The 11411-nt window shown below is 66.3% G+C and carries 11 protein-coding genes; 5 read left to right on the top strand and 6 right to left on the bottom strand.

The window, feature by feature from the left end; translation table 11 throughout:
- Positions 1–38: 38 nt before the first annotated feature.
- Both C7446_RS09735 and C7446_RS09740 read right to left on the bottom strand, forming a co-directional pair.
- The gene (locus C7446_RS09735; RefSeq protein WP_121172914.1) at positions 39–788 is read right to left on the bottom strand and encodes an SDR family oxidoreductase; all 750 of its coding nucleotides are present in this window, start codon (positions 786–788) and stop codon (positions 39–41) included.
- A gap of 79 nt (positions 789–867) precedes the next feature.
- Positions 868–1476, bottom strand: a complete 609-nt coding sequence (locus C7446_RS09740; RefSeq protein WP_121172915.1) for a UbiX family flavin prenyltransferase — start codon at positions 1474–1476, stop codon at positions 868–870.
- Positions 1477–1747: 271 nt separating this feature from the next.
- Here C7446_RS09740 and C7446_RS09745 point away from each other — a divergent pair, with 271 nt between their 5' ends.
- Positions 1748–2560, top strand: a complete 813-nt coding sequence (locus C7446_RS09745; protein WP_170150049.1) for a sugar phosphate isomerase/epimerase family protein — start codon at positions 1748–1750, stop codon at positions 2558–2560.
- 45 nt (positions 2561–2605) lie between these two features.
- On the opposite strand, the gene C7446_RS09750 is transcribed toward C7446_RS09745, so the two are convergent.
- Both C7446_RS09750 and C7446_RS09755 read right to left on the bottom strand, forming a co-directional pair.
- Positions 2606–3196, bottom strand: a complete 591-nt coding sequence (locus C7446_RS09750; RefSeq protein WP_121172917.1) for a DUF421 domain-containing protein — start codon at positions 3194–3196, stop codon at positions 2606–2608.
- Between the two features lie 115 nt (positions 3197–3311).
- Positions 3312–4709 (bottom strand): nucleobase:cation symporter-2 family protein, encoded by a 1398-nt coding sequence (locus tag C7446_RS09755; RefSeq protein WP_121172918.1) that lies wholly within the window; start codon positions 4707–4709, stop codon positions 3312–3314.
- Between the two features lie 355 nt (positions 4710–5064).
- Here C7446_RS09755 and hpxO point away from each other — a divergent pair, with 355 nt between their 5' ends.
- From hpxO to C7446_RS09775, 4 genes are all read left to right on the top strand, one after another.
- Entirely contained in the window at positions 5065–6240 is a 1176-nt protein-coding gene (gene hpxO / locus C7446_RS09760) for an FAD-dependent urate hydroxylase HpxO (RefSeq protein WP_121172919.1), read from the top strand.
- Positions 6241–6318: 78 nt separating this feature from the next.
- The gene (locus C7446_RS09765; RefSeq protein WP_245977790.1) at positions 6319–6756 is read left to right on the top strand and encodes a DUF4174 domain-containing protein; all 438 of its coding nucleotides are present in this window, start codon (positions 6319–6321) and stop codon (positions 6754–6756) included.
- A gap of 199 nt (positions 6757–6955) precedes the next feature.
- Complete coding sequence (locus C7446_RS09770) at positions 6956–7348, top strand: MAPEG family protein (RefSeq protein WP_121172920.1); 393 nt, start codon at positions 6956–6958, stop codon at positions 7346–7348.
- Between the two features lie 249 nt (positions 7349–7597).
- On the top strand, positions 7598–8074 hold the full coding sequence (locus tag C7446_RS09775; protein WP_121172921.1) for a hypothetical protein: 477 nt from the start codon (positions 7598–7600) through the stop codon (positions 8072–8074).
- A gap of 108 nt (positions 8075–8182) precedes the next feature.
- Here C7446_RS09775 and C7446_RS09780 read toward each other — a convergent pair whose 3' ends face one another.
- Both C7446_RS09780 and C7446_RS09785 read right to left on the bottom strand, forming a co-directional pair.
- Positions 8183–9325, bottom strand: coding sequence for a glycosyltransferase family 9 protein (locus C7446_RS09780; protein WP_170150050.1), 1143 nt, complete (start codon positions 9323–9325; stop codon positions 8183–8185).
- A 138-nt stretch (positions 9326–9463) separates the two neighbouring features.
- A complete protein-coding gene (locus C7446_RS09785) occupies positions 9464–11284 on the bottom strand; it encodes a glycoside hydrolase family 15 protein (protein WP_121172923.1) in 1821 nt (606 codons plus the stop codon).
- Positions 11285–11411 lie beyond the last annotated feature (127 nt).

An 11411-nucleotide genomic window follows, 5' to 3' on the forward strand; every position in this document is an offset into this window, starting at 1 on the left:
ACAAAGGCGTCGGCTCCCGGAGGCCGACTGCCGCGAGATCAGCGCTGCATCAGCGGACCGTTCATGCGTTCGAACCAGGCGTCGAGTTCCGCTCGGGAGGCGCGGCGGCGCTCTTCCGAACCCCCATAGCCGACCTCCACTTCACCCGCGGCGATCCGCTGCATCACCGAGTCGGCAAACGCATCGACCGGCTCACCATTGACGTGCACACCCACGCCACCCAGATCCGTATTGACCGCAGGGGGCGCGATCTCGATGACCTCGATGGGCGTATGGGCCAGCTCACCGCGCAGGGAGAGGGAGAAGGAGTGCAGGGCAGCCTTGGTCGCCGAATAGACTGGCGCGAATAGCCCCGGCACAAAGGCCAGCCCCGAGGAGACGTTGATGACAGCCGCACGCGGCCGGGTCCGAAAATGGTCCAGTACCAGCGACGCCAGATGCACCGGTGCTTCGAAATTGATGGTGATCTCCTGCTGGCGCTCCGACCAGGGCGCGTCATCCTCGGCAAAGCGGTGCCGACGCTGCAGGCCGGCGTTATTGACCAGCACGTTGAAGTTCGGAAACTCCCGGGTGATCTGCTCGATCAGTGTCTCACGCCCCTGCTGATGCTCGACATCACCCACACGCACATGCAATGCCGGATGCTGCTGCTGTGCTTCACGCAGCCGATCTTCGCGCCGCCCACAAATGATCACTTCACTGCCGGCGGCCAGAAAACGCTCGGCGATGGCCAGACCAATGCCACTACCACCACCCGTCACCAGTACCGTGTTGCCTGAAAGATCCATACCTGCTCCATATCATGCCACTTCACCATAACGTCCAGGATAGCAAACACCCGGAAGCAGGCGGCAGCAGCCCGATCCTTCAGTCGTCGTTGCGCGACTCTCGGGTTTTGCCCGGCGGGTGCAGGTTTTCACCCCAGCGCGGCATGCCCTCGATCTCGATGTCGAACAGGTCCAGCGCCCGCGCCACGCTATGATCGATCATGCTCTCCAGCGAATCGGGCCGGGCGTAGAAGGCCGGCACCGGCGGGAACATGATCGCGCCCATTTCGGTCAGGGCGGTCATGGTCCGCAGGTGGCCCAGATGCAGCGGCGTCTCGCGCAGCATCAGCACCAGCCGGCGCCGCTCCTTGAGCACCACGTCGGCCGCCCGGGAGATCAGGTTGGTGGTAGCGCCACTGGCGATCTCGGACATCGTCTTCACCGAACAGGGCGCCACCAGCATGCCCAGGGTGCGAAACGAGCCCGAGGAGAGCGAGGCGCCGATATCCCCCACCGGATGCACCTCATCGGCCAGCTCATGCAGCGCCTCACGCGTGATCCCGGTCTCGTAGTGCCGGGTCAGATCGGCGGATTTCGACAGGATCAGGTGGGTTTCCACCTCCAGCGGCCGCAGCAGCTCCAGCGCTCTTGCCCCGTAGACGAAGCCGCTGGCGCCGGTGATGGCGACGATCAGCCGACGACGGCTCATGACGGCGTACCTCCCTGAACCGGCGTCATTCTGCCCGCCCGCACCGGGGCCGGGTGGGGTGCACCGGGCAGGCGCGTGAAATGTCCGGATGCGTCTTGCATGGGCGTCAGGTACCGTCCGCTCGGAAGTGAGCCTGCAGGATACACCCTTGCCGTACCGCTCGGGAGGGGCCTTCAGCCGAACGGCAGGCGCGCGGCCCGCCCTGCACCGAGCTGTCGTTGGCACCGCGCGCCGACTATGGTCGAACGAAAGCCATGACCGGAGAGCAACGATGAGAGCGATCGCCACCGTGTCGCTGGGCGGGCGCCTGGCCGACAAGCTCGAAGCCGTGGCCGCTGCCGGGTTCGGCGGCGTCGAGCTGTTCGAACCGGATGTCCGCGAGGCCGAGGAGTCGCCGCGGGCGATTGCCGAACTGGCCGCCCGGCTGGGCCTGACCATCGTGGCGCTGCAGCCGTGGCCGGATGCGCTGGGCGCTCCGGATTTCGACACCTTCGCGCTGGCCCGCCTCGACGGCCAGCTCGCGCTGATGGCGGAACTCGGGACCGACCGGCTGTTGATGTGTACCAGCACCCGCAAGGATGCCCTGACCGATTTCGCCACCAACCGGGCGCAGCTTGCCGCCATCGCCGAACGCGCCCACGCCACCGGCGTGCGGGTGGGCGTGGAGGCCCTGAGCTGGGGGCATCTGAGCGATTACCGCCAGGTCTGGCCGCTGATCGAGGCCGTCGATCATCCCGCGCTGGGCATCGTCATCGACAGCTTCCACATCCTCGCCCGTGGCGAACCGCTCGACCTGCTGACGAGCCTGCCCGGCGAGCGGATTACCCTCGTGCAGCTGGCCGACGCTCACCCCCGCGCCGAACGAGGGCTGCTCGACTGGAGCCGGCACGGCCGCTGCTTTCCCGGTGAAGGCACGCTGCTGAACGAGGCGTTCCTCGCGGCGCTGCAGCAGACCGGCTACAACGGGCCGTGGTCGCTGGAGATCTTCAGTGATGACACCAGCCGGCGGCCGGTCGATGAGGTCGCCCGCGCCGGCTACCGCTCGCTGGATAACATCGACCGGGGAGCGAACAACAGCGGCTGACCGGCCATGCAATCGCGTGTGCCGTCAGCCGCGCCGGCCGGGTGGTCAGGGCAGCCGGGTGCGCGCCGACGGCATCGGTTCATCCGGCGAGCGCAGTACGCCGCTGTAGTCGCGCACGTTCTCGACCACCCAGTCATCGCTCGACAGGTCCCGACCGTGACCGTGCAGGATATGAACGTTGCCGGTGCCCTCGATGATCACCGCCTGGACCTGGCCCGGATCGAGCACATTGGCCTTGCGCAGCTGCTGGCGCAGGTCATCCTCGGTGACGCGCGCCACCGCCATGTTCTCCCACAGCAGGCGGCCGCCCTGCCCCATCACCAGGATCGGGGCATTGTCCACCGTGGCCTGCAGCCGGTGGGAGCGCAACCGCAGCAGCGACACCACCAGCTGGACCGCATAGAGGCCGAACAGCGCCGTCATGCCCTGCAGCAGGGAGGGGGTGGCGGCCGCAATGGTGGTGGCGATCACCGAGCCGATGGCGATGGTAATGGCGATGTCGAAGGCCGACATCTGCGCAAAGCTGCGTACACCCGCCCAGCGGGCCAGCAGCAGTGCCGTGAGGTACATGCCCAGGGTGCTGGCCAGTACGGCCAGCAGCGTCATGGGCGGATTGAGCAGCCACTCCTTCCACATGCCAGACTCCCATTGGTGTATCGGGTACAGGGCACCCTAACCTGCCGACCGGGATCGGGTCGCGCACAGTCATGTGCCACTTCGGCCGGCAGCGCCACCCCGGCCCGTCATCACATCAGGCCGAAGGGCGCTCCGGCTCGGCGGCGTCCTCCGCAGCCGGCGCACTGCCCTGCACCGGCAGCAGCACATTGAGCAGGATCGCGGTAATGCTGCCGGCACTGATCGACGAGCCGATCAGCTGACCGAGCAGGTCCGGCAGCTGGTCGAAGATCTCCGGCCGGCTCTCGACGCCCAGTCCGATGCCGAACGCCACCGCCATGATGGTGAGGCTGCGACGGTCGAGCGTGACCCGGGCGAGGATGCGAATGCCGGCGGCGGCCACGCTGCCGAACATCATCAGCAGCGCCCCGCCCAGCACCGGCCGCGGGATCTGCATCAGCACTGCGCCCAGCACCGGGAACAGCCCCAGCAGCAGCAGGACCACGCCCACGTACTGCCCCACGTAACGGCTGGCCACGCCGCTGAGCTGAATCACCCCGTTGTTCTGGGAGAAGGTGGTGTTGGGAAAGGTGTTGAAGACCGCCGCCAGCAGCGAGTTGACGCCGTCGCCCAGCACCCCGCCGCTGATCCGTTCGAGATAGCGCGGCCCCTCGATCGGCTGGCGCGAGATGATGCAGTTGGCGGTGAGATCGCCCACCGACTCGATCGAGGTGATCAGATAGATCAGCGCCACCGGGATGAACACCGACCAGTCGAAATCGAAGCCGTAGCGAAACGGAATGGGCACGCTGACCAGCGGCCGGTCGGCCAGGGCGGTGAAACCGGCCACCCCGGTCGCCCAGGCCACCAGGGTGCCCACTGCCAGCCCGATCACGATCGACGACAGGCGCAGCCAGGCGCTGCGGGCGTGGTTGAGGATGACGATGATCAGCAGGGTCAGGCCGCCCACCGCCAGATAGCCGGGGGCTCCGAAATCCTCGACACTGCTGCCCCCGCCGAGATTGGTCATGCCCACCCGGATCAGGCTGATGCCGATGATGGTGATCACGATACCGGTTACCAGCGGCGTGAAGACGCGCTTCAGCTGGCCCAGAAAGCGGCTCAGCACGATCTCGACGAAGGCGCCGAAAAAGCAGATGCCGAAGATCATGGCGAGCATGTCGTCGGGGCTGCCGCCCTGCTGTCTGACCAGCATGCCGGCAGCGGTAATCGCGCTGAGAAAGGAGAAGCTGGTGCCCTGGATGCAGATCATGCCGGCACCGATGCCCAGCGGCCGGCGCGCCTGGATAAAGGTGCCGACGCCGGACACCATCAGTCCCATGCTGATCAGATAGGGCAGCTGCCGGTCGAGGCCGAGAATGCCGGCGATCACCAGGGTCGGTGTGACCACGGCAACGAAGCAGGCCAGCACATGCTGAACGGCTGCCAGCAGCGCGGCGCCCGGTGACGGTCGATCTTCGAGCGCGTAGATCAGCTCGTGGGCGGGAGCGTTATCCGGGGTGTTGTGCGCCATGGCGGGAGCTTCCGTGAAGAGTGGTCGTCATGACCCTCCCATGCAAAACCTCGGCCAGCCTCGCCGAGCCCGGGCCTGCCGGTACGCCTCCGGCATCCGCCCGGCCGGCCCCTGCTCCCCTCCGGGCCCGATGAGCGCCGCCCGTTGAAACGTTGGTTTCATGATGACCCGAACCGCCTTCCATGCACCACCATGTCACAGCCATGCACCACAAGAGAGCGCCTCAAGCCATTGAAAATCGGGAGTCATGACCGTACCGGCGCCGATGAATCGATCGTTTCAAAAACCGCCATCAGAGAGGTAATCTGTCACCACTACCCTCGCTGTCATCTTCCAACAACAAGCAGGTGGAGCCATGGATATCGTGATCATCGGCGCCGGCATGGGCGGTCTGACCGCCGCGCTGGCCCTCCAGCAGAGTGGTCATCGGGTACAGGTGCATGATCGGGTCGGCGAACTGCGTCCCATCGGGGCAGCCCTGTCGGTCTGGTCCAACGGCGCGAAGATCCTCCACCGTCTCGGTCTCGGCCATGCCATCGAGCAGGCCAGCGGCGACATGCGCGCGATGCGCTATCTCACCGCCGCGGGCCGCGTGCTGACCGATTTCAGTCTGACGCCGCTCTATCACGCCGTCGGCCAGCCCGCCTGCCCCATCGCGCGCGCCGAACTGCAGCGCCAGCTGCTCGAGGCCGTGGGCCCGGAGTGCGTGCATCTCGGCGACGAGTGTGTCGATTTCGAAGCCGACCCGACCGGGGTGACGGTGCGCTTCGCCGCCGGCCATGAGCGCCGCGCCGAGCTGCTGATCATCGCCGACGGCACCCACTCCCGGCTGCGCAATCGGGTGGCCGGACGCACCATCGAGCGGCACTACTGCGGCTACGTCAACTGGAACGTGCGGGTTCCGGCCAGCGAGGATCTCGCGCCCCTGCAGCACTGGGATCAGTACGTCGGCGATCATCAGCGCGTCTCGCTGATGCCGATGGGCAGCGGCGCTCGTGAGGACGGCCGGCCGGAATTCTACTGCTTCTTCGATGTCCCGCTGGCAGGCGAGAATCTGACCGACAGCGGCGACTACCGGACGGAACTGCGCCACCACTTTGCCGGCTGGGCCGAGCCGGTGCAGCGGCTGATCGAGCGGCTCGACCCCGAACTGATGGCACGCATCCCGATCCACGATATCGACCCGCTGCCGAGCCTGGTGGGAGAGCGGGTCGCCCTGCTCGGCGATGCCGCCCATGCCATGGCGCCGGATCTCGGTCAGGGCGGCTGTCAGGCCATGGAGGATGGCTGGGTGCTGGCGCGCGCGCTGGAGGCCCACGGCGGCGACCTGGCCGGCGCGCTGGCGAGCTATGATCACCAGCGCGTCGAGCGGGTCGGCGATATCATCCTGCGCGCCCGCAAGCGCGCCGCCATGAGCCACGGCCACGACCCGGACGTGACCGCGCAGTGGTATCGGGAGCTGGCCGCCGAGGACGGCCATCACATCATGGCGGGGATGCAGAAGACCATCGAGGGTGGCCCGCTCGGCTGAGCGCCGGCTGAAGCCGTGCTGCCCGACGCCCGGACTCTGCTAGAGTGAACCGGAGATCATCTTCAAGGCATGTTTCACATGAAACACTGGTTGCTCTGCGCCATGATGGCGGCCGGCATCGGCGTCGCCGGAGGCGCCTCGGCCGCCGACCCGGCCAACCCGCTGGTCGGCGACAGGTGGACCTTCCGGCCACTGATCATCGTCACACCCTCGGTGGACAATCCGGATTACCAGCGCATGCGCGGCATCCTCGCGAGTCACCACAAGGCGTTCGAGGATCGCGACATGCTGCTCTACACCGTCGAGAACGGCGAGGGCGAACGCGCAGGCCAACCCATGACGGACGCCGAAACCACGGCCCTGTTGAATGCCCTCGAACTCGACCCGCACGGCGAGCTGACCACGGTGCTGGTGGGCAAGGACGGCGGCAGGAAGGTCCAGCAGACCGGCCCTGTCGACCCGATGACGATCTTCGACACCATCGACCGCATGCCGATGCGCCAGGCCGGTGACTGACCGGACCGGCGACCTTTCGTCCAGCTGCCGTGTAGCTGATCGCACAGGCAGTTCCCGGTGGCCTGTCGATCACTCATGTCATGCGCTCCGCTTGCCGGTTGTCCTGCAAGTACCGACCCGGTAGCGCGCCCCTGCCAGCCCATGACAGAGCCGGGACTGCTAACTTGAAGGCACATCCATCGGCTATCGGACTCCCGCCATGAGCCTTGAACTCTACCTGCTGGGCTGGACCCTGGTGCTGGCGATCATTCAGATCCTGCTGCCCGCCATGCTGCGCAACCGGGAAACGGGCATCGAATACAATACCGGACCGCGCGATGAACCCGGACCGCCGATGGGGCGGTTGACCGGACGCCTGACCCGGGCGGAAAAGAACCTGTTCGAGACCCTGCCGCTGTTCATCGGCGCCATCCTGATCGCACATGTCGGCGGTCAGGAGGGGGCACTGACCGCCTGGGGCGCCTGGCTCTATCTGCTGGCGCGGATCGTCTATGTCCCGCTCTACGCCATGGGCATCCCCTGGCTACGCTCGCTGGTGTGGGCGGTTTCGCTGCTGGGACTGGTGCTGGTGCTGCTGGCCGTGCTGTTCTGACGCCTCCGACGCCGGACGGCCGGCACCGGCCCGATACGCGACGCAACCCCACCCGCCAGCAGTCGAACGCTGCACCCTCATGCAACCGCCTCCCCCGAGGCGGTTTTTTCATGCCCCTCACCCCGTAACTGCATCAATCCGAGTGATATCCACCTTTGACAGGTTCGATTCGTCCCGGGCGCTTTCGAGGCTCAGACTATCACCATCAGCTCGACAAGAGCTTCCATCTATCATGGCAAGGAGATCCTCATGAGCCATATCACTCGCACCAATACGCTGGCCGCCGTTATTCTCGCAGCCGCCCTGCCGACAGCAGCACTGGCCAACCCGCTCGACGCCGGTCAGGGCGAAAGCGCAGCCATGGCGGCACATTTCGACCGGCAGAGCCAGACGGTCAGTGTCGAGGACAGCACCCCGAGCGGCCCGTTTGCCGCAGAGCCCGCGAACCTGCAGCCCGGCCAGGGCCAGAGTGCGGCCATGGCCGCCACCTATCGGCACAACACCCAGCCGCTCAATCTCGGTCATGCAGCGGTCGCCGATCAAAACGGCGACTATCGCCACAGCCGGGGTCGCGACATTCGTCATATCGCCCGCTTCGGGAGTGGCGAAAGCCCGGCAATGGCCGAAACGTATCGCCATATCAGCGAGCCGCTGCGGGTCGATGACGGCTCGCTGGTCTATCGGCATGCCGACCGGCCGGCCGCCTCGAGCGAAGCGGACGCCTGACAGACGCCCGCCGTCCCCAGCCGATCGCGCCCGCAAGCGGTGCGATCATGACACGGGCCCCGTCCGGCATCGCCGGGCGGGGCCCGTGTCATGTCGGGGGGCGCGGCGCTACGCCGGCCCGGCGGCCGGCGGCACATGGCCGGCCACGCGACTGTCGGACGGCCGGCGGGACAAGCCGAGACATTCCAGCACCTCATCAACCGAAGGCTCCCACAGCGTGCGATCATGGTCACCGCGAGGCACAAACCGCAGCGACTTGCGACGCCGGACCAGGGGCACGACGGGCACATCGACGGCCGCTGCCAGATGCATCGGCCCGGAATCCGGCGTGACCAGACAGCGCGCCGGCAGCAGCATTGCCGCCAGCTGTCGCAGCGGCTGCGGCTGGCAGAGCACCCCGTGCGAGGCCATCACCTGCTGACGCTTGAGCCAGTCGCCGAGAGCGTGCTCCTCGGGGCCGAGCACAACAAGATAGCGCTTGCCCGCGGCTTCCAGTGCCGCGATCAGCTCACGCCAGAAGTCGCGGGAGAAGCGCTTGTCGAGATGACCGCCCACGAACAGGGCGATAAAGGGGAGCGGCTCGCCGGCGTCGTTCACCGCCAGGCCCAGCGCCTGCAGGGCTGCCCGCCCCCGGCGTTGCTCCGTCTCCGTCAGGGTCATCAGCGGCTGCTGCCGACAGGGCACGCCCAGCGCAGCCGCGAATCGCGGTACCAGCTCGTAGGCGTGTGACTGGCTGCCGCCGACCTCGATATCGAACCAGCGCGATTCGCCGCGGCTCATCCCCATGGTGAATCGGCTGCCGATGAAACGGGTAAAGATGAAGCCGGTCTGCGAGCTCGAACCGACCTGGACGGCCAGATCGTAGCGTCGCCGGCGCAGTCGCCACAGCAGCCCGACGAACTGCCAGGGCCTGAGGATGGCCCGCCGTGACAGCGCATGACAGCGATCAAGCGGGCGCCCCTCGAACAGCCCGGCGGTGGTATCGGTCACCAGGCAGTCGAGCTCGGCATGGGGGAAGCGTGCGCGGAAGGCATCGATGGCCGGGGTCATGATCAGCGCATTGCCGATGCGGTAGTTGGGCCGGATCAGCAGAATGCGATGCACTGGCATGACCCGATCGATCGAGGTCGGCTCGGGTTGACGCAGGCAGCGCCATATCAGCGCCATCAGGTGTCGCCTGAGGGCCTTTTCGGCGCGCTGCGCCACTCTCTTGAGTACCGTATTGGTGCGAATTCGTGCCAGCAGCGACATGCAACACCCCGTCATCCGGATCCGGGGAGCCGGGACGCGCCCGGCTCCCGGCGGGAACATCAAAGCGCGCAGTCTGCCGCTGAAAGCTTAACGCGGTTTTAGAGAGGCCCACCGCGGGCCTCTGCGGTCACTGACGCCTCAGTGCTCCTGCCGGGATTCGGCCGGCTGCTCGCCGAGCCGATGCGCCCGGGCCAGGTTGTGGGCACTGTTGATCAGCCCGACATGGGAGAAGGCCTGCGGGAAGTTGCCCAGCAGACACTGCTGGATGGGGTGATACTCCTCGGACATCAGTCCGAGATCGTTGCGCACGCCGAGCAGGCGATCAAACAGTTCACGGGCCTCATCCCGCCGATCGAGCAGCAGCAGGTTGTCGACCAGCCAGAAACCGCACACCAGAAAGGCTCCTTCCCCTTCGGCCAGGTCGTGCTTCTTTTTATCCGTGACGAAGCGATAGACGAAGCCGTCTTCCATCAGATCCTGCTGAATCGCCTCGATGGTGCCGACCATGCGGGGATCATCGGCAGGCAGGAAGCCGACCAGCGGAATCAGCAGCAGCGAGGCATCCAGCGCCTCACCGCCGTAGTACTGCACGAAGGTATTGCGCTCGCGATTGAAGCCGTGTTCACAGACATCGTCATGAATCTGCTGGCGCAGCGCCTTCCAGCGCTCCACGTCACCCTCGAGCCCGTGATCCTCGACGCCCTTGATGGCACGATCGATGGCTACCCACGCCATCACCTTTGAGTGGGTATAGTGCCGCTCGGGACCGCGCAGCTCCCACAGCCCGGCGCCGGTATCCTGCCAGTGCTGCTCGAGATAGCTCACCAACTGACACTGCACCTGCCAGAGATCCTCGTCGGGCTCGAGGTCATGAATACGTCCGACATGCAGGCCGTCCATGACCTCGCCATGAATATCGAGCTGTACCTGACGATAGGCGCCGTTGCCGATGCGTACCGGGCTGCAGCCGTTGAAGCCGGCAAGCCAGGGCAGCTGCTGCTCGGGCAGACGTCGTTCGCCGGCGATGCCGTAGATCGGCTGCAGCTTGCCGGGCTCACCGGCTGCCACCCGCAGCAGCCATTGCCGCCAGGCGTAGGCTTCCTCCGTGTAGCCGGAAGAGAGCAGGGCGTAGAGGGTAAAGGTGGTATCGCGCAGCCAGGTGTAGCGATAGTCCCAGTTGGCCTCGCCGTTGATGCGCTCCGGTAGCGAGCAACTGGCTGCGCCGACCATGCCGCCGGTCTGGGCGTCGGTCAGCGCCTTGAGGGTGATCAGCGAGCGCACCACCGGTTCGCGAAACTCGTCATCGACATCGCACCGGGCGCTCCAGTCGCGCCACCACTGCTCGACCTCCTCCAGCGCCTGCAGGGCATCGCCGACTTCCGGCTCGTCGTTGTGGGACTCGTACCAGGTCAGCACGAAGGGCACCTGCTCCCCCTCGTTGACGGTAAAGCTGGCCCGCGAGTGGCCATCGCCATCCTCCAGCGGAAACGGTGCCCACAGGCGCAGGACATCCGGTCCGGAGATGGCCGACATGCCGTGCTCGCCATGACGCACCAGCGGCGTGACATCGCCGTAATCGAAGCGAAACAGGGTATCGCACTGCATCTCCACGCTGCCGCTGCGTCCCTCGACGACCCGCATCAGATCGATGGTGGTTTCGCCATCCTGACACACCGGCATGAAATCGATGACCGCCACACGGCCATCAGCGGTTTCGAACTGCGTTTCCAGCACCAGCGTCTCGCCCCGATAGCGACGCGAGCGAGCGGTCACCTCCGCGGTCGGCGCAATCTGCCAAAAGCCGTTGTCCCGGGTGCCGAGCAGCGAGGCACAACAGGCATCGGAATCGAAACGAGGCATGCACAGCCATTCGACCGAGGCATCGCGATCGATCAGCGCGCTGGTGCGCATGTTGCCAATGAAGCCGTAATCCTCGATCCGCTTGTCAGCAGCCTCCATGCCGAATTCTCCTGTCAGTGATGAAGCGGTGAAGCGCTCATCTGCGCTCGTGAGCATGGCGTTCGAATGACCCCGGATAACGCAGACACTGTCATTTTGGAAAGACATGCCCTGAAGAAGGTGCATG

Origin of the sequence: Kushneria sinocarnis (genome assembly GCF_003633775.1) — a bacterium.
Taxonomy (GTDB): Bacteria; Pseudomonadota; Gammaproteobacteria; order Pseudomonadales; family Halomonadaceae; genus Kushneria; species Kushneria sinocarnis.